22 protein-coding genes are annotated in these 23,229 nt (G+C 59.1%); 3 read left to right on the top strand and 19 right to left on the bottom strand.

The window, feature by feature from the left end:
• Positions 1-25: 25 nt before the first annotated feature.
• Positions 26-1,354 (bottom strand): TAXI family TRAP transporter solute-binding subunit, encoded by a 1,329-nt coding sequence (locus BVH74_RS13250; RefSeq protein ID WP_155121724.1) that lies wholly within the window; start codon positions 1,352-1,354, stop codon positions 26-28.
• Between the two features lie 235 nt (positions 1,355-1,589).
• Here BVH74_RS13250 and rnk point away from each other — a divergent pair, with 235 nt between their 5' ends.
• On the top strand, positions 1,590-1,997 hold the full coding sequence (gene rnk / locus BVH74_RS13245; protein ID WP_080050522.1) for a nucleoside diphosphate kinase regulator: 408 nt from the start codon (positions 1,590-1,592) through the stop codon (positions 1,995-1,997).
• Between the two features lie 21 nt (positions 1,998-2,018).
• Here the strand turns inward: rnk and BVH74_RS13240 are convergent, their stop codons facing one another.
• From BVH74_RS13240 to BVH74_RS13215, 6 genes are all read right to left on the bottom strand, one after another.
• Positions 2,019-3,584 carry a DNA recombination protein RmuC gene (locus BVH74_RS13240; protein WP_080050521.1) on the bottom strand — a complete coding sequence of 522 codons (1,566 nt, stop codon included), beginning with the start codon at positions 3,582-3,584 and terminating at the stop codon, positions 2,019-2,021.
• Between the two features lie 140 nt (positions 3,585-3,724).
• Positions 3,725-4,420, bottom strand: a complete 696-nt coding sequence (locus tag BVH74_RS13235; RefSeq protein ID WP_080050520.1) for a TSCPD domain-containing protein — start codon at positions 4,418-4,420, stop codon at positions 3,725-3,727.
• Between the two features lie 65 nt (positions 4,421-4,485).
• Positions 4,486-6,639: an adenosylcobalamin-dependent ribonucleoside-diphosphate reductase gene (locus tag BVH74_RS13230; protein ID WP_080050519.1), complete on the bottom strand. Its 2,154-nt coding sequence runs from the start codon at positions 6,637-6,639 to the stop codon at positions 4,486-4,488.
• Positions 6,640-6,886: 247 nt separating this feature from the next.
• Positions 6,887-7,477: a DUF1285 domain-containing protein gene (locus BVH74_RS13225; protein WP_080050518.1), complete on the bottom strand. Its 591-nt coding sequence runs from the start codon at positions 7,475-7,477 to the stop codon at positions 6,887-6,889.
• Between the two features lie 12 nt (positions 7,478-7,489).
• Positions 7,490-8,086 (bottom strand): DUF4823 domain-containing protein, encoded by a 597-nt coding sequence (locus BVH74_RS13220; protein ID WP_080050517.1) that lies wholly within the window; start codon positions 8,084-8,086, stop codon positions 7,490-7,492.
• A 16-nt stretch (positions 8,087-8,102) separates the two neighbouring features.
• The gene (locus BVH74_RS13215) at positions 8,103-8,999 is read right to left on the bottom strand and encodes a radical SAM protein (RefSeq protein WP_080050516.1); all 897 of its coding nucleotides are present in this window, start codon (positions 8,997-8,999) and stop codon (positions 8,103-8,105) included.
• Positions 9,000-9,213: 214 nt separating this feature from the next.
• On the opposite strand from BVH74_RS13215, the gene BVH74_RS13210 reads away from it, so the two are divergent.
• Positions 9,214-10,881: a carboxylesterase/lipase family protein gene (locus BVH74_RS13210; protein WP_080050515.1), complete on the top strand. Its 1,668-nt coding sequence runs from the start codon at positions 9,214-9,216 to the stop codon at positions 10,879-10,881.
• Between the two features lie 41 nt (positions 10,882-10,922).
• Here BVH74_RS13210 and BVH74_RS13205 read toward each other — a convergent pair whose 3' ends face one another.
• The 6 genes from BVH74_RS13205 to BVH74_RS13180 all read right to left on the bottom strand — a co-directional run bounded on the left by BVH74_RS13205 (position 10,923) and on the right by BVH74_RS13180 (position 16,841).
• The gene (locus BVH74_RS13205; RefSeq protein ID WP_080050514.1) at positions 10,923-11,936 is read right to left on the bottom strand and encodes an amidohydrolase family protein; all 1,014 of its coding nucleotides are present in this window, start codon (positions 11,934-11,936) and stop codon (positions 10,923-10,925) included.
• A gap of 57 nt (positions 11,937-11,993) precedes the next feature.
• Positions 11,994-12,647: a TetR/AcrR family transcriptional regulator gene (locus BVH74_RS13200; RefSeq protein ID WP_080050513.1), complete on the bottom strand. Its 654-nt coding sequence runs from the start codon at positions 12,645-12,647 to the stop codon at positions 11,994-11,996.
• Between the two features lie 239 nt (positions 12,648-12,886).
• Entirely contained in the window at positions 12,887-13,735 is an 849-nt protein-coding gene (locus BVH74_RS13195; RefSeq protein WP_080050512.1) for an ABC transporter permease, read from the bottom strand.
• A 3-nt stretch (positions 13,736-13,738) separates the two neighbouring features.
• Entirely contained in the window at positions 13,739-14,596 is an 858-nt protein-coding gene (locus tag BVH74_RS13190) for an ABC transporter permease (protein ID WP_080050511.1), read from the bottom strand.
• Positions 14,597-14,598: 2 nt separating this feature from the next.
• Positions 14,599-15,714 (bottom strand): ABC transporter ATP-binding protein, encoded by a 1,116-nt coding sequence (locus BVH74_RS13185; RefSeq protein WP_080050510.1) that lies wholly within the window; start codon positions 15,712-15,714, stop codon positions 14,599-14,601.
• A gap of 68 nt (positions 15,715-15,782) precedes the next feature.
• Positions 15,783-16,841 carry an extracellular solute-binding protein gene (locus tag BVH74_RS13180; RefSeq protein WP_080050509.1) on the bottom strand — a complete coding sequence of 353 codons (1,059 nt, stop codon included), beginning with the start codon at positions 16,839-16,841 and terminating at the stop codon, positions 15,783-15,785.
• 94 nt (positions 16,842-16,935) lie between these two features.
• Here BVH74_RS13180 and BVH74_RS13175 point away from each other — a divergent pair, with 94 nt between their 5' ends.
• On the top strand, positions 16,936-18,087 hold the full coding sequence (locus BVH74_RS13175) for an aminotransferase class V-fold PLP-dependent enzyme (RefSeq protein WP_080050508.1): 1,152 nt from the start codon (positions 16,936-16,938) through the stop codon (positions 18,085-18,087).
• A gap of 259 nt (positions 18,088-18,346) precedes the next feature.
• Here BVH74_RS13175 and BVH74_RS13170 read toward each other — a convergent pair whose 3' ends face one another.
• The 6 genes from BVH74_RS13170 to pabC all read right to left on the bottom strand — a co-directional run bounded on the left by BVH74_RS13170 (position 18,347) and on the right by pabC (position 23,225).
• The gene (locus BVH74_RS13170; RefSeq protein ID WP_080050507.1) at positions 18,347-19,123 is read right to left on the bottom strand and encodes a TatD family hydrolase; all 777 of its coding nucleotides are present in this window, start codon (positions 19,121-19,123) and stop codon (positions 18,347-18,349) included.
• 179 nt (positions 19,124-19,302) lie between these two features.
• Positions 19,303-19,659 (bottom strand): PilZ domain-containing protein, encoded by a 357-nt coding sequence (locus BVH74_RS13165; RefSeq protein ID WP_080050506.1) that lies wholly within the window; start codon positions 19,657-19,659, stop codon positions 19,303-19,305.
• 45 nt (positions 19,660-19,704) lie between these two features.
• The gene (locus BVH74_RS13160) at positions 19,705-20,700 is read right to left on the bottom strand and encodes a DNA polymerase III subunit delta' (protein ID WP_080050505.1); all 996 of its coding nucleotides are present in this window, start codon (positions 20,698-20,700) and stop codon (positions 19,705-19,707) included.
• Positions 20,693-21,325, bottom strand: a complete 633-nt coding sequence (gene tmk / locus BVH74_RS13155) for a dTMP kinase (RefSeq protein WP_080050504.1) — start codon at positions 21,323-21,325, stop codon at positions 20,693-20,695. Before tmk ends, BVH74_RS13160 begins: the two co-directional genes overlap by 8 nt.
• On the bottom strand, positions 21,322-22,398 hold the full coding sequence (gene mltG / locus BVH74_RS13150) for an endolytic transglycosylase MltG (protein WP_080050503.1): 1,077 nt from the start codon (positions 22,396-22,398) through the stop codon (positions 21,322-21,324). Before mltG ends, tmk begins: the two co-directional genes overlap by 4 nt.
• Positions 22,395-23,225: an aminodeoxychorismate lyase gene (gene pabC, locus BVH74_RS13145; RefSeq protein WP_231705519.1), complete on the bottom strand. Its 831-nt coding sequence runs from the start codon at positions 23,223-23,225 to the stop codon at positions 22,395-22,397. Before pabC ends, mltG begins: the two co-directional genes overlap by 4 nt.
• Positions 23,226-23,229: the final 4 nt, after the last annotated feature.

The raw sequence follows: 23,229 nt of genomic DNA, 5'->3' as shown, positions 1-23,229 counted from the left end.
ACAGCTTGGACTCCGCCCCAATGGTTCAGCCGGCCTGTGTTCTCAAGCCTTCCAGCCGCTTGATCATGTAGCGTACGTGCAGATGCAGGCTGTACAGCTCATGGGCGTAGGACAGCGGCACATCCACCCGGCTCAGCTCATCTTCAAGCTGGTGCAATGCCTGGATCTCCCGCTCCAGCTCGCCGGCAATGGCTCCACTGTGCAGCAAGCGGTCAATCCGTCGCAATTGCTCATACCAGCGATAGACCCGGGAACGGATACGCCAACGGTATAGCGGCCCCATGCTGCGCAGCAGCGGCAGCATGATGGCGATGAACGGAATCACCAGCACCACATAGCGGTCGACGATCGAAGCCACCCAGAACGGCAGGTAGCGCTGCAGGAACGGTACGCCCTGGCGATGATAGAAGTCTGCCTCGGGGCTAAGCGTCAGTTCCAAAGGCTGGGCCGCCGGGAAGGCGCCGGGCTTGTCGAGCAGGTTGCCTTCGCGCAGCACCTCTCGGGCCGCCTCCAGTACCAGGGATGTCAGGGCCGGATGAAAGCGCTCATTGGCGACCAGCGTCGCCACCGGTGACAACAGGCTGACCGGCTCGGCAGGCACATTGGCCCCGATATCCAGCAACCCCTCAGGCAGTTGCAGGGTATCGAGAAATGGCAGGCGGGCGCTGAAGGCTTCAGTCTGGCGCAGGCTGACCAGCTCCAGCTCGGGATTGGCGACCATTTCGGCAATCAGCGCATTGCTGGCCGGCAAAACGAAAAAGGCGGCATCCAGAGTCCCTTCACGCAGAGCGTCGAGCGAAGCCCGGCCAGCCAGGGCCTGCCAGGCCCCGCCATTCAGCTCCAGCAATCGCGACTCATCGTCACGGGCCTGGAACAGACTGCGCACCACAGCCCAGGTCCCACTGCCTTCACTGCCGACCGACACCTTCAGCGAGCGCAAATCATCCAGGTGGGTGATTTCCAGCCCTTTGCGCTGAAATAGCCATAACGGCTCGTGATAAAGCGCTGCCAGCCCAACCAGGCGGCGCTGCTCGGCCGGCGTGAGCAACAGGCTGGTACCGCTTTGCACCAGGGCAATAGAGACTGGCGAGTCCGGGTCGAGCAAGTGCTGCAGATTGTCCAGCGATCCCCGGCTTGAGCGTAGTTCAAGAGTCAGACCCTGCTCGGCCAGACGCTCCTGCAGGGCCAGACCAAAGCGGTGGTAGCCACCGGTTTCACTGCCGGTACTCATCACCAGAACACGCGGCGGAGCCGGATCGAGATAGCGGATCAGAGCCCAGCCCAGCAACAGCCCCAGGGGGATGATCCAGAGATTGGTACGAACGAAAAGCGCGGCCTGTTTCAGCACCTGCATGCAACGACTCCCTATGCCTGCCCATCCCACAGTCTAAACGGCCCAGCAGCAAACGGCGAACCGCAAAAACAGCCACTTGGCGATTCGACTATCGGCCAGGCTTGCAAGTAACCGCGGTTCTGGTATGGTCTTAGTTGTCGGCGCCCTGCCGGTTTCACGTTCTTTCCTGTTTTGTCTTTATTTAATTTTTTGATTCTTTTTCATTTTCGTCCGTCAAGGAGTAGTGCCGTTCGCCATGAACAAATCACCTGAGATCACCATGACCCGTCTGGACATTCAGCGCCTCGATAAAGTGCTGGCCAGCCTGGACGCCCCAATCAACCTGCTCGAAGCCCTGGAAGGTGAGATTCTTCGCGCCAAGGTTGTCAGTCATGACCACGTTGCGGCGGATGTGGTGACCATGAATTCGACCGTGCGCTTCATTGATGAAGCCAGCGGCCGTGAATTCGTTCTGACTCTGGTGTATCCGGAACAAGCCGGCAAGCCCGGCACTATCTCGGTACTGGCGCCGGTAGGCATCGCCCTGCTCGGGCTCAAGGTCGGCCAGAGTATTGACTGGCGCGGCCCCAGTGGCCGGCCGCTGAAGCTGAAGATCATCGACATCCTTTATCAGCCCGAAGCCAACGGCGACTATCATCTGTAGTCGCTATTGCCGGGGTGAGTCTCAGGACTCCTCCGGCGCCCCCAGCTCCAGGGTTGCATGCTCGGTCCACGCCTCTCCAAGTTCTGCTTTAACTGAAACACCTAACTCTTTGAAATCATTGACTTGCTTAACGAGATTTCCGCGTCCGGTAACGAGTTGTTCGCGGGCTTTCTTGTAAGCATCGGTCGCCCGTTCCAGGCCTTTTTCGACCCCGTCCATGCTGACCAGGAAGGTCCGTAGTTTGTCATGAACCTTGGCCGCCCGCTCAGCCAATTCGGCGGTGTGCCGGTTCTGATCCTCGAAACGCCAGAGCTGGCGAACGATATTCAGGCTGGTCAACAGCGTGGTCGGCGTGGCTACCAGCACGTTCTGCTCAATGGCTTTCTGGAACAGGCTTTCATCGGCCTTGAGTGCCTCAACAAACGCCGACTCAATGGGCACGAACATGAACACCATTTCCGGCGCATTCAGACCCGGCAGGTCGAAGTAGCTCTTGTCCGACAGCTCGCGGATGCGTTGGCCCACCGCCTGCACGTGCTCAGCCAGGGCCACTGCCCGCTCCTGCTCGTCTTCACTATTGATATAGCGGGTGTAAGCGTTAAGCGAGACCTTGGCGTCGATGATCAGGTGCTTGTCCTGGGGCAGGTAAACCAGCACGTCGGGGCGCATGCGCTTGCCTTCACTGGTATTGATGCTGACCTCACGCTGGAAGTCCTTGCCTGCACGCAGCCCCGAGCGCTCCAACACATTCTCCAGAATCAGCTCGCCCCAGTTGCCCTGGGTCTTCTTCTGCCCGCGCAGCGCGGTACTCAGGTCGTGGGCCTCCTGGGTGATCTGCCGGTTAAGTTCCTTGAGGTGCTGCAGCTCCTGGGCCAGCGCCGCCTGTTGCTGGGTATCCTTGTGATGGATATCTTCGACCTTGGCGCGGAACTGCTCGATCTGCTCGCGGAATGGCTTGAGCAGACTGTCGAGCGACTGCTGGCTGTGCTGGGAAAAGGCTTGGCCCTTGGTCTCGAAAATCTTGCCGGCCAACTGTTCAAACTCCAGCTTGAGCTGCTCGCGACTGTCCTTGAGCAGTTGCTGCTGCTCGACAAAATGGCGCTGGCGCTGTTCCAGGGTGGTCTGCAGGGTGGAGTGCTCGACCTTGAGGCGTTCATGTTCGTCCTGCAAAGCCTGATGGCGCTGTTGCATCGCCGTGCGCTCAGCACGCAGCTCCTCCAGCTGACGCTGCAGTTCCTGCCCCAGGGTCTGATTTCGCTGGGCCTCGACCTGGGCCGCCTGACGCTCACGCTCACTGAGTTCCAGCCGCCGCCCACCCTGCTCCAGTTGCTGCGTCAATTGCTCGCGGGATTCCTGCAGGTGTTCATTGCGGGTTTCCAGGGTGGCCAAGCGCGATTGCAACTGGTGGTTGTCCAGCAGCGCCTGTTGTGCCTGCTGGCGCTGCTGATCCAGTTGTCCTGTCAGCGCTGCGCAATCTTGTTCCAGCTTCCTGACTCGGCGCACCAGCAACACGGCGGTCAGGGCCCAGCCCAGCAACAAAGCCAGACAGATCGCGGCAAGCAGTACGGGGGTATCAGTGACGGGCATGAGGCTCTCCTTGAATCTGCCGGTATTATCCCTGCCCGGACAGGGGTTTGTCAGCGCCACCACCGGGATTGGCGGCAAAAACGCGAAGAGCCCCTCACGGAGCTCTTCGCCAAACTGCCTCACACGGTTTGATTACACGGTTAACCGCACTTGCTATCACCACAGTTAAGACAGGTCATACAGCCATCCATCTGGACCACGGCCTGGGTATGGCACTTGCCGCACATCTGCGCCCCCGGCGGATAGGACTCGGTACTGTCATCACAGTCGGCAGCGGTCTGATCCTGCGGCTTGAGGCCGACGTACTCGGCACGCTTTTGCTCCAGATAGGCTTTCTGGTGCTCGTCGACCTCATCCTTGATCAGGCCGATTTTCTTCAGGTGCTGCTCGATGACATCGCCAATCTCAGCTACCAGCGAGGGCATCCAGCGTCCGCCACGCTTCATGTAGCCGCCCTTGGGATCGAACACGCTGTGTAGTTCTTCAACCAGGAAGGTGCAGTCGCCACCTTTGCGGAACACGGCGGAGATAATCAGGGTCAGCGCCGAGATCCACTGGTAGTGCTCCATGTTCTTGGAGTTGATGAAGATCTCGAAGGGTCGACGCAGCTCATGATCACTTCCCGGATTAAGCACGACATCGTTGATGGTCACATACAGCGCGTGCTCGGAGACCGGGGTCTTGATCTTGTAGGTGCTGCCCTCCAGGTGCTGAGGGCGTTTGAGCTTCTCGTGCATCTCTTCAATGGCCGGGCTGTTGACCTCCGGCGCCTTGACCTGCTCGTCGGGTTTAACGACAGCATAGTCGACAATTTTGCTGCTGATCTTCAATGCCATGATTTTCGGTCCTCGCCCCGCACTCACGGGGCTTTTCAATCTGAAAATGTACGATTCTGACGGCTTCAGAACTTGCCGTAATAGCCTTCTTTCAGGGCGTCATAGAGGTTGGCGGCGCTGTGCAGTTCACCGTCGTACTCGATCTCTTCATTGCCCTTGACTTCAACCTCGCTGCCATCTTCAAGCTTGAAGCGGTAGGTGGTATTGGCCAGATCCTGCTCCTTGACCAGCACGCCCTGGAACGCCTCGGGATTGAAGCGGAAGGTGGTGCACCCCTTCAGGCCTTTGTGGAAGGCATACAGGTAAATGTCCTTGAAGTCCTCGTAGGGATAGTCGGTCGGCACGTTGGCGGTCTTGGAGATCGACGAATCGATCCACTTTTGCGCGGCGGCCTGAACATCAACATGCTGCATCGGACTCACGTCATCGGCGGCAATGAAGTAGTCCGGCAGATTGCGCTTGTCAGCTTCCATGCTCGGCAAGGCCTGCGGGTCGATGAAGTGACGATAGGCCAACAGCTCGAAGCTGAACACGTCGACCTTTTCCTTGGACTTCTTGCCTTCACGAATCACATTGCGGAAATAGTGATGGGCGAAGCTCGGCTCGATGCCGTTGGAGGCATTGTTGGCCAATGACAGCGAGATGGTGCCGGTTGGCGCAATCGAGCTGTGGTGGGTGAAGCGCGAGCCTTTTTTGGCCAGTGCCTCGACCAGTTTCTTGTCCTCACCCGCTACCTGCTGCATGTAGCGGCTGTATTTGGCCCAGAGCACCTTGCCCTTGAGCTTGTCGCCAGCCTTGATGCCGTCCTTGCGCATTTCCGGGCGCTTGGCCAGCATGGCCTCGGTTACCACGAACTCCTCGTCCATGATCGGCGCCGGGCCTTTCTCCTCGGCCAGTTGCAGGCCAGTGCGCCAGCCTTGCATGGCCATCTCGCGCGAGACTTCCTCGGTAAACTGGAGAGACTCAGGCGAGCCGTACTTCATCCGCAACATGGTCATGGTCGAGCCCAGGCCCAAAAAGCCCATGCCGTGCCGACGCTTGCGGAAAATCTCGCCCCGCTGTTGCTCCAGCGGCAGACCGTTGATCTCGACGACGTTGTCGAGCATGCGGGTGAAGATATCGACCACCCGACGATACTCGTCCCAGTCGAAGCGTGCCTTGTCGGTAAAGGGTTCACGCACGAACAGGGTCAGGTTGATCGAGCCCAGCAGGCAGGCGCCATAGGGCGGCAGCGGCTGCTCACCACAGGGGTTGGTGGCGCGGATTTCTTCGCAGAACCAGTTGTTGTTCATCTGGTTAACCCGATCGATCAGGATGAAACCCGGCTCGGCGAAGTCATAGGTGCTGGCCATGATCATGTCCCACACCCGGCGCGCCTTCATGGTGCGGAAGATGCGGCAGGCCACCAGCCCGTCATCACGGGTGATGTAACGTTCATTGCTCGGCCACTCGCGCCAGATCACCTGTTCAGAATCGTTCAGATCAACCCGGTCGGCCTCGGCTTCGGCCTGATTCAGCGGAAAGGCCAGCTTCCAATCGGCATCGGCCTCGACTGCCTGCATGAATTCTTCGGTGATCAGCAGCGACAGATTGAACTGACGCAACCGACCGTTCTCGCGCTTGGCGCGAATGAAATCCAGCACATCGGGATGACCAACATCGAAGGTCGCCATCTGGGCACCGCGCCGGCCACCAGCCGAAGACACGGTGAAGCACATCTTGTCGTAGATATCCATGAACGACAGCGGGCCCGAAGTGTAGGCCCCCGCGCCGGAGACATAGGCACCCTTGGGCCGCAGGGTGGAGAATTCATAGCCAATGCCGCAGCCGGCCTTGAGGGTCAGACCTGCCTCATGCAGTTTCGAGAGAATGTCGTCCATCGAGTCGCCGATGGTCGCCGATACCGTGCAGTTGATGGTCGAGGTCGCTGGCTTGTGCTCGAGCGCACCGGCATTGGAGGTAATCCGCCCAGCCGGAATCGCGCCATGGCGCAGAGCCCAGAGGAATTTCTCGTACCACTCTTCACGCACTTCGGGAGCTTCGACTTCGGCCAGGGCGCGAGCCACACGCTGGTAGCTTTCATCGACAGTCTTGTCGATGGCGGCCCCATCCTTGGTCTTGAGTCGGTATTTGGTATCCCAGATGTCTTCTGAGGCCGGCTGCATGGGAATGCTGTTAACCACGTTATGCAGACGTTGCACCTTGGCTGTTTGACTCATCATATTCTCCTGAAAGGTCTACTGCATCGCCACTGAAAGCGTCTGTCGCGGGCTTTTGGCCTACGCCCAGCGCATCAGGGCAAAAACACTATGTATTGTGCGTTGGAGGAAATGCTAGACCTAGATATGGTGAATATCAACTGCAAAAAATTTTGATTTCTTGCCCTGGCGGGCTTGACTTGGAAAGCACTTCGGGGAATGGCCGGCCAGCCCTGACGGCCAGCCCGCAATTGACGCGGGATGACCCTCAGCGCGCCTCGGCGCCACCGTCCATCGGAAAAAACTGACCGTTGCTCCAAACTCCCAGAGCACTGTGCCCGTTCTGCTCATGGGCTACTGCCAGATCAACCAACTGATAGAACACGTTGCGATGAATCAGCGCCTGCAGATTGGCGCGCACCAGTATATAGGGTGCCGGCTCGCCACTATCAGGATCACACTTGAGAGTTATCGGATGCTCAGTGCCGGCTTCGAACTCATCACCCAGGCTGGTGGTAAAGCGCAAGCGTTGCAACTGTCCTTCGCCCTCGATATTCAGGTTGGTCGCGACGAAAGGCGCGTCATCGACCTGAATGGCCCAGCGTTCGACCGGCGTAACCAGATAGTAGCGGCCGTCCTCATCCAGCCGCAGAATGCCGGAGAACAACTGCGCCAGCGCCTTGCGTTCAATCGGCCCGCCCTGATAGTACCAGGTGCCGTCGCGGGTGATTCGCATGTCCAGCTCGCCGGATAGCGGTGGGTTCCAGAGGTGAACCGGAGCCGGTTCACGGCGATGCAGACTGCCCGTCTGGGGAATGCTGTCGAGCAGCGATTGCGGAGGGGGTGGGCGATTGTCCATGAGTCTCTCCTGTCAACGACCGAGCAGACGCCGGGTATAGTCCTCGAGCGGCCGCCGCAACAGGTCTTCGGGCTTGGCCTTGTAAAACTGCAGGAAGCCGCCGCGCGCCTGAATGACCGCATAGTCGACCATGTAGCGGTTACCGGTTTCCATCAGAATCAACTGTAACACCGCGCGGTCACGCCCGACATCAGCCAGTTCGCCCGATTCCTCCCACTCCTCACGGGTACTGACGCCGTCTTCGGCGCGGGCAAAGCGGGTGTACAGCAGGTAATCAGCCTGGTGGTTGATAGCCTGCTCCAGTGCCTGCTCCAGCCCAAGCGGCTGCTCGGCGCGCCGTACCAGCGGAAAAACCTGTACGGCGGCGGCAAAGGTCTCTTCGGCCACCACATTGGGCCGCGCATAGGGATGACCTACCGGGACAAAATGCCCTTGGGCAATGAACAGCTGCGAGTCTGACTGCAGCGTCCAGGTTGCGCTGCGGGTCAGCGTGTAATGATCCATCAACCCGGCATCGCCCAGATAATAGCGAGCGCTCTGCTGCATATCGGACGGTTTCATACAGCCAGCCAGCACCAGCACTACCGCCACAAGCCATCCCAACCGCATAACTCTCTCCTTGACGCTACAGCCCGCGCATCCACTCAGGGCGCAACTTCACCCGCTCCGGCTGCTCCAGGGCGGTGCGCACCTGCTCAAGCATACGCCCCTTGTCAGCTCCAAGCACACCCTTGAGCACCAGGTAATTGGAAGCATGGTCACTGCGAAACACCGTGCTGTCCAGCTCCAGAGTCTGCAGGAAGGTCAGCATCTCGCGGAACAGTCCCTGCTGATCGAGCGGCTGGAAGTCGGCATAACGCTCCTTGAAGCGTTCCATACCCTGAGGGAAGCTGACCACCAGAGTGGACAGGTATTCAGGCTGGGTTTCATTCATCAGTTCTGCCGAGTGCCGGGCGTGCTGGTCGCTCAGGCTTTGCCCACCCAGACCGTTGAGGATCATCACCGAGCGCTGAATACCAGCCTCGCCAGCCTTGATCAGCGCCTCACTGGTAGAAGCCCGGGTTTCTCCTTTGTTGACCCGCTCCAGCACCTGATCATCGCCGGACTCGGCCCCGACATACAGCATCGCCAACCCGGCTTCGCGCAGCTCGCTCAGCTCAGCCACAGACTTGCGCTTGAGGTTGCGCGGCAAGCAGTAGGAGGTTACCCGGTTGACCTCGGGCATATGCTGGCGGATCGCTTCAAGGATGCGCAACAGACGATGGGTAGGCAGCACCATGGCGTCGCCATCGGCCAGAAATACCCGCTGCACCAGCAACTGTTCACCGCAGCGCTGAATTTCCTCCAGTACCTCAGCCTCATCACGAGCCCGAAATTTCTTCTGCGGCGCGGTGTACATTTCGCAGAACGTACATTTGTTCCAGGAACAGCCATTGGTGACCGGCAGAATCAGTGAGTGGGCTTCGCTGGGCGGTCTGAATACCGGTTCGATATAGCTGACGGGAAACGGCTGTGCGGCCATGGAGTACTCCTGAAAACAACGCCTGAGTCCAGAGCGGCTCGGATTCGAACGCGCCAGTCTAAACGATGTAGCAGCAAAATGGGATCACCCATCTCCGGGTCTGACAGCGCCATGTGAAGCAATTAGCATTTATGCCTCGCAAGCCTTCCAAACAAAGATAAAGACTCAGGAAGCGCGATTCACTACAACCGTATGCGCATGGGGAACCAGAATAATGACAACAAACCGCGCCCGCCCGGGCTTCATCCTGACCAGCCTTGCAGCGCTGGTCGTCGCCGCCAGCCTAAGTGGCTGCCTGTCCAGTTCAGGTTCAAGCTCGAGCTCCAGAGCCACAGAGCCGGAAGCCAACCCGTTGCTGGCCAGCACCAGTGAAGGTGACATTCAGGGCATCGCACTCAACGGTATGCGGGTATTTCGTGGCATACCCTACGCCGCCGCACCGGTCGGCGAACTGCGGCTGGCTCCAACCCAGGCTGCCGCGCAGCGTGATGCCGTGCTGGAGCTGAGCGAAGAGTTCGGCGCCATGTGCCCGCAGACCAGCCTGATGACCGGACAGCCGCAAGGTGATGAAGACTGCCTGTTCCTGAATGTTTACACCCCTGACCAGGCTGAAGATCTGCCAGTGATGGTCTGGATCCATGGTGGCGCCTTCGTATTTGGCGATGGCGGCGGCGAGTATGACCCCACCCGCCTGGTCCAGCAGGACGTAGTTGTCGTTACCCTCAATTATCGGCTTGGCAATCTTGGTTTCATGGCACACCCATCACTGGAGTCCGATGGTGGCAACTTCGGCCTGATGGACCAGCAGCAAGCCCTGCGCTGGGTCAAGCAGAACATTCAGGCCTTTGGCGGCGACCCGGACAACGTGACCATTTTCGGCGAATCGGCCGGTGGCCACAGCGTCATGAGTCATGTGGTTTCACCGCGCGCGCAGAGCGAAGAACTGTTCCACAAGGCCATCGTACAGAGTGGCTCCTACGCGCCCTTCCAGGTACCTAAGGTAGCCGCCCAGTTTGGCGGTGTGCAAATTGCCAATGCCCTGGGCTGTGACGACCTGGCAACCGCTGCTGACTGCCTGCGCGCCTTGCCGGTTCCAGCTCTGCTGGCTGCCCAGGGTTCGCAAAGCATGCCGAGCGTAGACCCGGATAGCGATCTGCTGCCTCTGTCGATCATGGCCGCGCTGCAAACCGGCCAGTTCAATACCAACCTGGACATGATGATCGGCAGCAATCAGAACGAAGGCACCTTGTTCATTGCCCTTGATGAGCTTGGCGGCGCGTCGCTGGAAACACTGGGCGAAGCGGAATACCGTAGCCGGGTAACCAGCTTTTTTGCACCATACCAGGCCAGCGTGCCCTACGATGATGATCAGATCGCCAGCGATTATCTGGGGTTCTATGCCAGTGAAAGCGCTCCGCTCTCCACCGCCCTGTCCGCCATCTGGACCGATTTCATGTTCGCCTGCAACAGCAGCCTGCACGCCGGCACCTTCGCCGCCCAGGGTATGAACACCTTCAAGTATTGGTTCCGTGATGAAAACGCTCCCTGGACGCTGGTCAGTCCGGCCCTGGTGAGTTTCGACATGGGTGCCACCCATGCTGGCGAGATTCCTTATGTGCTCTACCCGCAAGAGCTGATGCGCGAGCGTTACACCGGCACTGATGAGGAGATCGACAATCTGGCCGGCCTGATGGTTGATTACTGGACATCGTTCGCCAAGTTCGGTGACCCCAACACCAGCGATGGGGTCGCTCCTGCCTGGCCGCAAGCGGCCGACAATCAATACCTGGTACTTGATCCGCCACAACCGGCCAGCACCAGCGCCCTGACCTTCCTCGGCTATCACCGCTGTGGTTACTGGGCCAATCCGCCTCTGCGTTAACCCGCCACCCAAACCAACGCCGGCATTTGCCGGCGTTGGCCTCAGTCCAGCTCCTGACGCACCGCTTCGGGCAGGATCGCCACGAAATTATCCCGCGCCACCTGGTGCGCAACCGATTCAGGCAAAGCATCCAGGAAAGGGTCGAAAGCCTGAAGATGATTGCCCAGGTTGCCGAACCGCCCGACCACATCCGAACCAATCATGAAACGTTCAGGAAAACGCTCGACCAACGCCACCCAGTCTGGATCTGGCGCCCCCTGGTCGTCGAGCAGATAAGGCTCGAGCATGGTCCAGGATAGGTCGATATACAGGTTCTGGTAGGTCGACAACAGCCGTTCAAGCTGCGGCAACAGGAACTCAAGATATTCCTGATGGCGATGAATCTCCATGCTGGTACCGGCATGCGCCCAGATGAAGCGGACATCCGGGTGCTCACCAAGCGGCTCTTCTATTTCCTGTAAATACAGCGGGTTGCGCTCACGTTTTGAAGTAATGTTGCTATGTACCATCACCGGCAGATCATGTTCGGCGGCCAGATGGTAAACCCGATTCAAGGCTGCGCTGTTGGCCCGTGGCGGCTCGCCATGGGTCAATGCAGTCAGGTCGTCATGACGGGTAAAGATTTCACCGATCCCGTGCCACAACCCAGGATCACGCTCCAGCAGCCGACGGATATGCGCAGCGGCATTTTTGTCGCTGGGGTTGAAGCCCGAGATGAACGGATGGAAATGTCGGCGCTGCTCGGCACTCAGGCCCTTGAGCGCATCGGCGATCAGGTAGTCGGTAGCGCTGTACCAATAGACCGGAGCATCATCCCCGGCATAGTAGCGCGGGCGCTTGGGTTCATTCTCGTGCCACATCTTGGCTACCGGGATGCCCGACAGCATTACATGATCGATCCGCCTGGCCTGCATTTCCTTGAGCAAGCGTTCCATCCCGGCGGATTTCTGGAAGAAGTCAACATAGTGCAGGTGGGCGTCACTGTAGCGGTAGTCTCTGGCCTGAGCCGGCAGCGCCAGCAATGCGCAGAGTGCGTACAGGATAAAGCGGGCCACGGTATATCTCCTCTATCACTAGCAGACACACCATAGACCCGCCGTATTGCTCGGGGTTCAGACTTTTGCTGGAGCGCCGCCTTCGCCTTCCTTGCGGCGCTTGAACTTGTTGCCCATGCGCACCCCGACATCCATCAGAAACTGCATGTAGCCTTCCGGATCACCGATCTCCTCACGCCAGAATGGCGAGTGATACATGGCCATCGCGCCGTGGACCAGAGCCCAGGCAGCGCAATAGTGGAAATACGGCGGTACGTCTTCCAGCGAACCTTCATCAATGCGCAGTTGGATCACCCCTTTGAGGTGATTGAAGTTGGAGGCCCGGATCTGGTGCAACTGCTCGACCAGTTCCGGCAACTGGTTGGCCTTGACCACCTTTTCTTCCAGCCGGTCAAACAACCGATAGCGCTCGGGATCGCTCATGCGGAAGGCGAAGTATTCGCGCGGCAGCGCCGCCTTGTCCTTGATAAAGGCATCGGAGTGCAGCAGCTCGGCCAGGTCACGCTCATAGTCCAGCATCAGGCGCAGATAAATCTCGGCCTTGGACTTGAAGTGCTTGTAGATGGTGCCTTTGCCGATACCGACTTCGTCGGCGATCATCTCAACGGTGACGCTATCCTCTCCCTGTTCGAGGAAAAGACGCAGTGAGGTGTCGAGAATTTCCTGTTCACGGCGGCGAAATTCGCGCACCTTGCGTGATTCTTTCTGCATTGATGTACCTGAATCCATAACGGCAAAGTGCATCATTATGCCAACTAAATGACCGATTGCACATTGTTGGTAACAGAAATGACCAATAGGGTCTGTTAAGGAACCTCTGAAAAACGTAGGCGAGGCAGGCAAGACAAGGCAAAAACAGCCGAAAAAGCGGAGTTTACTTAATGTAAATGAGCATTTTGAGGCTGTTTTTAACGCAGTATTGCCAACGCAGGTAGTTTTTCAGAGGTTCCCTAAGGCCTGCGCTGAACCCAGATGCTGACCAGCGCCAGCAACATCGAGCCCAACATCAGCAGCAAGGACACGGCATTGAGGACAGGGGTTGCTCCCTCACGCAGCCGACTGAACAACGTGATCGTCAGCGGCGCATCGGAGCCGACCAACATCAAGGTGGTGTTGAAGTTCTCGAACGACATCAAAAAACACACCAGCGCCGCACCAATGATTGCCGGCGCCAAAAATGGCAGAGTCACGGTCAATACGGCCACCAGCGGCGTAGCCCCCAGATTACGGGCAGCCTCTTCCAGTTGCAGGTCAAAGGTCCGTAGCCGGGCGGCAATCACCAAAGTGGCTATGGTAGTCAGAAAAGCAAATTGCCCCAGCACCACCAGCAGCAACCCCGGACGCAGCATGTCCAGTTCAAGATCATGGTTGAAGTCAAAGTAGTTGGCGATGCTGCTGGCAAACACCAGAATCGAGATACCCAGAATCACGCCGGGAATCACCAGCGGCAGCAACATCAGGATGAACAGCAGATTCTTGCCTGGGAACTGATGGCGCTCGAACAGAAAGGCATTGAGCGTGGCCAGACTGATTGACGCCAGCGTCACCCAACTGGCTACCCAGGCGCTGGTGCCGATGCTGCGCAGAATCGGCCGGTCATCGAACAGGCCGATCCGACCGCTGCCGGACAAGAACCAGTCCAGAGTAAAGCCTTGCCAGGGCAAGGCCGGAAAGCGGCTGTCGTTGAAGGCAAACACCGCCACCACCAGCAAAGGCGCGGCCAGATAGATGAAAAAAGCCACGACATAGGCTGCGTAAATCCAGCGAAACCGGCGGCTCAGGGGCAAGGAGGCAATCATGCTTCACCTCATGGTCTGACTGAACGACTGGCCGCTGAGCTTGAGCCCAAGCCAGACGATAAGCGAAGACAAGAACAGCAGCAGCACGCCAAAAGCGGCGCCCTGCTCCCAGTTGAAGCGGGTGATGAACTGAGTGAAGATCTGTTCGGTGAACCACAAGCTGTCCTTGCCGCCGAGCAGAACCGGCGTCAGGTAATTGCCCAGCGTCAACATGAACACCACAATGCAGCCAGAGACGATGCCGGGCATGGCATGTGGAATGATGATGTCGCGCCAGACACTCAGGTGATTACCGCCAAGGTCGTAGGCCGCCTCCACCAGGCTGTTATCGAGGCTGTCCAGAGTCGTCACCAGCGGCACAACCATGAACAGCATCGAGGCATAGATCAACCCAACCATGATCGCCACGTCGTTGTAGAGCATTTCAACCGGCCCACTGGCCAACCCCAGCCATTGCAAAAGGCCGCTGATCACACCGCTTTCACGTAGCAGGATCATCCAGCCATAGGTGCGCACCAGCTCGCTGACCCAGAACGGCACCAGGCAGGCGAGAAACAGCGTGGTACGGGCACGGCCACGTACCAGCTTGGCGATATACCAGGCAACCGGCAAGGCGATCACCAGGGTCAAGAAGGTGGCCAGAATCGACATCAGCGCCGTGCGCAGAAAGGTGCGCCAGTACAAGGATTCGCTGAAGAAGGCCTGATAGTGCATCCAGCTGAAACGGTACTCACCGAACGCTACCCGCTCACGCAGTGACACAGTCAACATGTCCAGATGCGGCAGCAAGATCAACAGCAATAGCCACAACAGCAGCGGCAACATCAACAGCAGCGTACCCAGACGCCAGGTGCTGCGCATGTTCAGGCTCCGGTCTCGGGGAAATACAGCCCCTGATCAGCCGCCCAGCCCAACGTCAGCAAATCGCCTGGACGCAGCTGGGCGTAAGCCGGGGTCTGGGGCAAGCGTACAGTCAGGTTCAGGGATTGGCCACCAGTCGCCACACTGGCCTCGATCCGGCTGTTGGCGCCATCGAACAACAGTGTCTCCACCCGCGCGGACAGACGGTTATCCAGCTCACAGGGCATGTCCGGCAAGCAGGCGACAATGCTTTCCGGGCGCACGAACAGACTGGCCTGGCTACCAGGTGCTACCGGTGCAGTGGCCGCCCGGGCCTTGACCCGCAGCCCACCAGCCAGCTCCAGTTCAGCATGCGGGCCAGCCTGAAGCAGACGCGCAGCCATGCGATTGCTGTCGCCAACGAAGCCCGCAACAAACGGCGTTTGCGGGTTGTAGTACAGGCCCTGAGGGCTATCGACCTGCTCGAACCGGCCCTGATTCATCACCGCCACCTGATCCGACATCACCAGCGCTTCGGACTGGTCGTGGGTGATGTAGATAAAGGTGGTACCAAAGGTCTGCTGCAACTGCTTGAGCTCCACCTTCATCTGCTCACGCAGCTTCAGATCCAGCGCCCCAAGCGGCTCATCGAGCAACAGCACCGCCGGCTCAAGCACCAGACAGCGGGCAATCGCAATCCGCTGTTTCTGGCCACCGGACAATTGCTCGGGCTTCTTGTCGCCGCTGTCGGGCAGACCGACCCGCTCCAGCACATCCGCCACCCGGCGACGAATTTCCTCACGGGCAGTCCCTCGACGCTTGAGCCCATAGGCGACGTTGTCAGCCACGCTCATCATTGGGAACAGCGCCAGGTGCTGGAACACCATGTTCAGCGGCCGCCGATTGGGCGCAATCCCCAGCATCGAGCGGCCCTTGATCCGGATGTCGCCGCTATCGGGTTCAAGAAACCCGGCCAGCATGCGTAGCAGCGTGGTCTTGCCGCAGCCGGAAGGCCCGAGTATCGAGAAAAACGAACCGGCAGGAATTTGAAAGGAAACGCCGTCCACCGCCTGATGGCCGGCAAACCGTTTGCAGACCTCCTGGCATTCGAGGTCAAAGGGCTGATTGCCTGATGTCATGAGTTACCCTGGCCCACTATGGAAATCAAGGCGCCGGCCCTGAGGCCGGCACCTGCCATATGCTCAGGTCAGTGCGCCTGAATCCGATCAAGAATGCGGCCTTCGAACGCCTCAAGTCCCGGTGGTACTGGCGGATACCACTTGATGTTATCCAGCGCCTGTTGATCGAAGCTGTCCTGGAAACTGGCCTTGAGCTGTTCGTTGACGAACTCTTCGGAGCCCTTGGATGCGGTAAAATTGCCAGCCGACTCGGTGATCCGCGCTGCGATATCCGGTCGCATCACGAAGTTGATCCATTGATAGGCGGCGTCATCGTTGCGTCCCCGGCGCGGCAACACAAAGGTATCGATCCAGCCCAGCGCGCCACTGCTGGGCGCGACAAAATGAATCGCCGGGTTTTCTGCCTGGAGCTTCCAGCCGCCGGCATCCCAACCCTTGGCTGCCACCACCTCGCCGGAAGCGACCAGATTGATCAGTTCATCACCACCACTCCAGTAAGCCTTGACGTTGGGTTTGCAGGCGACCAGCTGCTGTTCAACCTTTTGCATGATCTGCTCGTAACGCGGCATGTCGGCATAGGCGGCGAACGGGTCCTCACCCATAGAGAAGGCCATGCCGATCAGAATCGGCCGACGCAAACGATAGGACACCCGGCCAGCCAGCTCAGGCTTGCACAGATCAGCGAAATCCTTAACCTGATCAGCTACGCTGTCATGCACGATCAGCCCGGTGGTGCCCCAGACATGAGGTACGCCGTAGACTTCATCGGCAATGGCGGTATTGCTTTTGGTGGCCTCAAGCATGGACTCGATGAACAGACTGGTGTCGATCTTCGACAGGTCCATCGGCTTATAGATGCGGTACTCCTGTTGCGCGCTGGTTACCCGGTCCTGACTGGGCTGAGCCAGATCGAAGCCGGAGCCACCGGTGGCCCGCAACTTGGAAATCATGTCTTCATTATTGGAGAGTGTCACCAGAACCTTGATACCGGTCTCGCGCTCAAACTCGCTGACCACGTCTTCCGGGGCATAGCCACCCCAGGTCAACAACCGCAACTCCGAGGCCATCGCGCCCAGTGGCAGGCACAATCCCAGCACGGCAGGTAACAAAAGCTGCTTGATTGGCATAAACGCATCCTTGTTCTGTTAAGGTGATACAACCAAATTAGGTCAAACCCATGACAGTATAGTTACCGTCCTGCACTTTGCCCGGAGCCATTCAATGCTGCACCAACCCCTCTGGGATGCCGAATTCCCCCAACTCAACCAGCTCTGCTACCTGAATCACGCCGCTGTGGCACCCTGGCCCAAACGCGCCGCCGAAGCTGTCAGCGCCTTTGCCCGGGAGAACCTGGTTCAGGGCGCCCGTGACTACCCACGCTGGTCGCAGGCAGAGAAACATTTGCGCCGGCAATTGCAGTCACTGCTCAACGCCGCCTCGGTCGATGACATCGCACTGGTCAAGAACACCTCTGAGGCCCTGTCCTTCGTCGCTATGGGACTCGACTGGCAGGCTGGTGACGAGATTGTGATCAGCGACCAGGAGTTCCCTTCCAACCGGATTGTCTGGGAAGCCCTGGCGCCCCAGGGTGTGCGCCTGAACCAGGTGAGCCTGGACAGTCCTGACCCCGAAGCTGCATTGATTTCAGCCCTGGGACCCGACACCCGCCTGCTGAGCATCAGCTCGGTGCAATACGGCAGCGGGTTACGGCTTGACCTTGAGCGCCTGGGCCGGGCCTGCCGGGAGCACGGTGTGCTGTTCTGCGTCGATGCGATCCAGTCACTGGGCGCCCTGCCCTTCGACGTTCAGGCCATTGATTGCGACTTCGCCATGGCCGACGGACACAAGTGGCTGCTTGGCCCGGAGGGCCTCGGCGTGTTCTATTGCCGGGCGCCGGCGCGTGAGCAGTTGCGTTTGACCCAGTTCGGCTGGCACATGGTCGAAGCCCTTGGCGACTACGACCGTGAAGACTGGCAACCGGCGAGCAGCGCCCGGCGCTTTGAACCCGGTAGCCCGAACATGCTGGCCCAGCAGGCCCTGTCGGCCAGCCTGTCGTTGCTGCTGGATGTAGGGATGGAGCAGGTAGCCTTGGCGCTGGAACAGCGTATTGAGTATCTGCTTGAGCAACTGCGCCAACGACCCTTTATCGAACTATTGAGTCCCAGCGAGCCTGCACGACGAGCAGGTATCGTGACCTTCAGGTTGCACGAGCGGAACCAGGCTGCAGTCTTTGAGCAATTACGCAAGGCTGACGTCGTCTGCGCCCAGCGCGGCGGAGGCATTCGCTGGTCGCCACATTTCTATACTCCGCAGCGGGTCTTGGACCAGGCGCTGATGCGTCTGGATGAGGCTTATCGCCTGACCCAGGCCTGAAAGACTAACAACGGTTGACGATAAGCTGCCGTTGAACGTATTCCAAATCAGTTTATAAAACCCGCGATTGGCGCTGGAAAGCTGGGGATTATCATCAATACTCAACGTATCAGGCCTGCGGCATCTCCCCCAAGTGCCGTGCCTGTCTGGACGGGCAGCGTGTCCCGTCTGTGTATCACTCCTAATGGTCTTGACCCGAATCCATCCCCCAGGATTCGGGTTTTTTTTGCCTGAAACACACCTGATTGTGAGTAGCGCCTCAGGCAGACAGGGGAAACAGCCGGTGAAAATTGGCCGTGGTCTGTTCGGCCAATTGCTCGAAGGACTCACCCCGCAGCTCAGCCAGGAAACTGGCCACCTCATGCACATACTGCGGCTCGTTGGGCTTGCCCCGATGCGGAACCGGTGCCAGGTAGGGCGAATCGGTCTCCACCAGCAGGCGGTCGGCCGGTACCTGGCGGGCAACGTCACGCAGGGCCTCGGCGTTGCGGAAAGTCACGATCCCGGACAGGGAAATGTAATAGCCCATATCCAGTGCAGCTTTGGCCATGTCCCAATCCTCGGTAAAGCAATGCAACACGCCGGCCTGAGGCAGATCGGCTTCGCGCAACAGCGCCAGGGTATCGGCTCGGGCTTCACGGGTATGAATGATCACGGGCTTGCCGGTCTGCTGGGCAGCCTGAAGGTGGCAACGAAATGAAGCCTGCTGCTGGGCTGCCAGTTCCGGCTCGTAGTGGTAATCCAGTCCGGTCTCGCCAATGGCCACCACCCGGGGATGCGCCAGCGCCTGGATCAGCCACTGGAGATCAGTAGGCTCGGAACGGCTGAGATCCAGCGGGTGGATACCCACACTGCAATACACATCGACATAGCGCTCGGCCAACGCCTTGACGGTAGGGGCATTGGCGGCATCGACACCAATACACAGAAATTTGCCGATACCGCGGGCTCGGGCAGCATCCAGGGCCGCATCCAGCGAACCGTTGTGGGCTGTCAGATCCAGACGGTCAAGGTGGCAGTGGGAGTCGATAAGCATGAAAAAATCTCTGGCTTGCAGCCTTTAATCCTAGCTTTGGAACGCTGACAAGCTCGTCATTGCGAGGAGTGTAACGACGCGGCAATCCATACCGCTCTGCCAAGTGCAATCCGGATATGGACTGCCACCTCGCAATAGCGGGAAAGAACGTTTCAGCAGTTCGCTGGCTTCTGGTTTCTTTACATCGTATGCGTTGGACGGTCGGACTTTAGCGCACCCGCCAGATAGGTCTCGATCTTGCTGCGGGCAGTGTTGTCCTGGTCGCTGAACTGCACGCCAATGCCGGCGGCACGGTTACCCTGGGCACCTTTCGGAGTAACCCAGATCACCTTGCCAGCCACCGGTATCTTTTCCGGCTCTTCCATCAGGTTCAGCAACATGAACACCTCATCGCCCAGCCGGTAGCTCTTGTTGGTCGGAATGAAGAGACCGCCATGTTTGACGAAAGGCATATAGGCCGCATACAACACCGATTTGTCCTTGATGGTCAGGGACAGAATACCGTTGCGGGGTCCCGGTGCGGTCGGATTATTCATAAGTACCAGGTCCTTCCCTGCTTAAGCATGTCGATATTGCTCAGGTTAACGCCTTTCCAGCAATTGTTTCCACTGTATCAGCATCGCTTCGATAAACAGCGCACGATTCAGGTTAGCTTTACCGAGGATCATGCCGCGATGTTCCAGCAGCCACTGCTGCCACTGACCCAGGGCCAGCGGCTGAATACGCTGAGCCATATAACCCAGAACCTTGTCCATATCGCTGTTCTCGGGCTGATCCAGCGCCTGGGTATGCAGTTTGAGCAGATCCAGCGTCCAACTGCAGAACCAATCTACCAGCAACTCTAGCGGTACCGACGACCAGCGATCAGTGAGCTGGCTGGCCGAGACCTGCCCTTTGAGCAGTTCCTTGACCCCTTCCACGACCTTTTCCCGCAGCACAGCGGCTTCCAGTCCCTGCAGTGCCAGTGCCCGCAGCGGCGCACCAGCTGCCATTTGCAGCAAAGCATCATGCTGCTGGCCGCTCAATTCCGGCAATTGTCCGGCCAGCCACTGCAATGCCTGATCCCGGCTCGGGGTTGGCAGCGCCTGCACCAGACAGCGACTGCGAATAGTCGGCAGCAACCGGCTGGGCTGATCACTGACCAGCAACAGGTAAGTATCGCGGGTCGGCTCTTCCAGCGACTTGAGCAGGGCATTGGCAGCGTTCTGGTTCATCGCTTCGGCCGGCTGCAGAATGATCACCTTGCGTCCACCCTGCTGCGCTGTCTGGGCAATGAAGCCGACCAGCTGGCGAACGGCGTCGACCCGGATCGCCTTGCCCTCCTCCTCCGGCTCCAGCAGCAACATGTCTGGATGGCTGCCGGCCTGGCGCAGCAGACAACTACGACACTGGCCGCAGGCCTGGCCTTGCTGTGGCTGCTCACACAGCAGCCAGGCGGCAAAGGCAGCGGCAAAGTCGCGCTTGCCAATACCCGGTAAGCCACTGAACAGGTAGGCGTGCGCATGCCGAGGCTGGTTCACCAGGGCGCTCCAGGCTGGCAGATGCCAGGGGCATGGCTGCATACCCAGTTCAGCCATGCCAGCGCTCCAGAACTTCGTCGATCACCGGCTGGAGCGCGGCTCCAACCTGTTCAAGCGAGCCACTGGCATCGATGATCCGGTAACGCTGAGGATCAGCCGCTGCGCGTCGCAGGTAGCTGGTGCGTACCGCCTCAAAAAAGCTCTGCTGCTCCTGTTCAAAGCGATCCAGCTCACTGCGCGCTCGTGCGCGGGCCATGCCAACGTCGATCGGCACATCGAATACCAACGTCAGGTCTGGGCGCAGCGAACCTTGAACCCAGTTCTCCAGTTCAGCGATCCGGCTGTCGGGAATTCCCCGCCCACCGCCCTGATAGGCGTAGGTAGCATCGGTGAAACGATCGCTGATCACCACCTTCCCGGCAGCCAGTGCAGGGCGGATCAGGCTATTCAGGTGCTGAGCCCGGGCAGCAAATACCAGCAACAGTTCGGCATCGGCATCCATGACCTCGTCATGCTCGCTCAGCAGCAGAGCGCGAATCTGCTCGGCGATGGGCGTACCGCCTGGCTCACGGGTCAGCAATGGCTCACAGCCAGCCTTGCGCAGAGCCTCGGCAAACAATCGCAGATTGGTCGACTTGCCGGCGCCTTCCGGCCCCTCGAAGGTGATGAACATTCCGCTCACGGAGCTGTTTCCTGTTGACTGAGAGCTGGAGGCGGGCTGGAGCGGTAATTGGCCGCGCGTTGCTCGATCTGATACTTGCGTACAGCCCGGTTGTGCTGCTGCAGGGTATCGGAGAACACATGACTGCCATCACCACGTGCGACGAAGTACAAACTGGTACCGGGCTCGGGATTGACCGCGGCCACCAGCGCCTCGCGTCCAGGCATGGCGATAGGTGTTGGCGGCAAGCCATTGATCACGTAGGTGTTATAGGGGGTTGGCCGACGCAGATCAGCCCGGCGAATCCGTCCATTGTAGTCCTCGCCCATGCCGTAGATCACGGTCGGATCGGTTTGCAGCCGCATACCGATCCGCAGACGCCGGGCAAAGACGCCAGCGATCTCGCCGCGCTCATAGGGCACGCCGGTTTCCTTTTCGATGATCGAGGCCAAAATCAGCGCCTCATAAGGGGTGCTGATCGGGAGATTGTCAGCCCGCTGCTCCCAGGCTTCAGCCAGCACCGTCTGCATCCGCTGATAAGCCCGCAGCAAGATGTCACGGTCACTCATATTCAGGGTATACAGGTAGGTATCCGGGAAGAACTGCCCCTCGGGGTGTACATCCCCCAAACCCAGCTCCGCCATGACCTGCTGCGCCGTGAGTTCTGCCGGCAAAGTCTGCTCCAGGCGTTCGGCACGGGCCAGCGCGGCACGGAACTGTCTGAAGTTCCACCCTTCAACCAGCGTCACACTGCGCTGGAGCACCTCGCCACGCTGCAGCATGCCGAGCAAGTCGCGTACCTGCAGATCCGGCTCGAGCGCGTATTCACCGATTTGCAGAATGCTGCCAGGCATTCGCCACTGCCAGTAGCGGCGCACCCAGGCGCCGCGCTCTATCCAGCCGCGTTGTTCAAGGCTGCCAAACAAGCGTGCCGGGGTAGTACCTGGCGGCACATCAAGCGTTTCCGGTTGCTCTATTCGTACCGGCTGACTCAGCACAGCCTGCAGGGTAAAGTACCCCCACAGCGCCACAGAACCGGAAACAAGTACTGAAAAAACAACAAGTAAGGATAAAAACCTAAATACAGCTTTCACAACAGAGCCTGCTTTGCAATTTGTTGCGCCGCCAGAGTGGCCTGCCCCACCGGCCAGCGCAGTCCATTCATGGCCACAATCGGCCAGACACCATACAGGCTGTTGCAGCAAAACAGCTCACTGCATTCATGCAACATGAGCTGATCCACCGCGACAATGCTGACCGGATCGCCCTCTTCAGCCAGTCTGTCGATCAGATAATCGCGCATCACCCCACGCACACCCGATTCACTCAAGTCCGGAGTAATCCAGTGCCCCTGCCAACGCAGAAACAGATTGCTCATCGTACACTCAATAATCCGGTCATGCTGATCGCACATCAGCCCTTCGGCATAACGGGAATCCAGCCACTCGCTGCGCGCCAGTACTTGCTCAAGGCGATTGAGGTGCTTGAGCCCCGCCAGCAGCGGCTGGCTGGCCAAGCGAGTCTGGCAGGAAAACAGCTCCACACCCTGCGACTGACGGTCAGGCGGGTATTCGGGCAGTGCCGACCCCATGACAATCCTCAAGGGCTGCTGGGCTCCTGCAACTGAATAGCCGCGCTGGCCAGAGCCACGGGTCACAATCAGCTTGATCACGCCGACCCCGGACTGTGAGGCCATCAGCAGCAATTCGCTCTGCAGCGCAGCCCAGTCCAGCTCCAGCCGCAGTTGCTCGGCACCACGGCGCAAACGGCGCAAATGATAATCGAGCAATGTGGGCTGGGCAGCGCGCACCCTGATGGTCTCGAACAGGCCGTCACCATAAGCCAGTCCGCGATCATCCACGGGCAGCGCGGAGCCGACCTGCCCGTTGATCAGGCACAGCGGCTCAGTGGGCGCAGCCACGTCG

The sequence above is a fragment of the Halopseudomonas phragmitis genome (genome assembly GCF_002056295.1).
In the GTDB taxonomy this organism is placed as follows: domain Bacteria; phylum Pseudomonadota; class Gammaproteobacteria; order Pseudomonadales; family Pseudomonadaceae; genus Halopseudomonas; species Halopseudomonas phragmitis.
The sequence above is the reverse complement of the archived record's forward strand: the minus strand, read 5'-3'. Positions and strand labels throughout refer to the sequence as shown.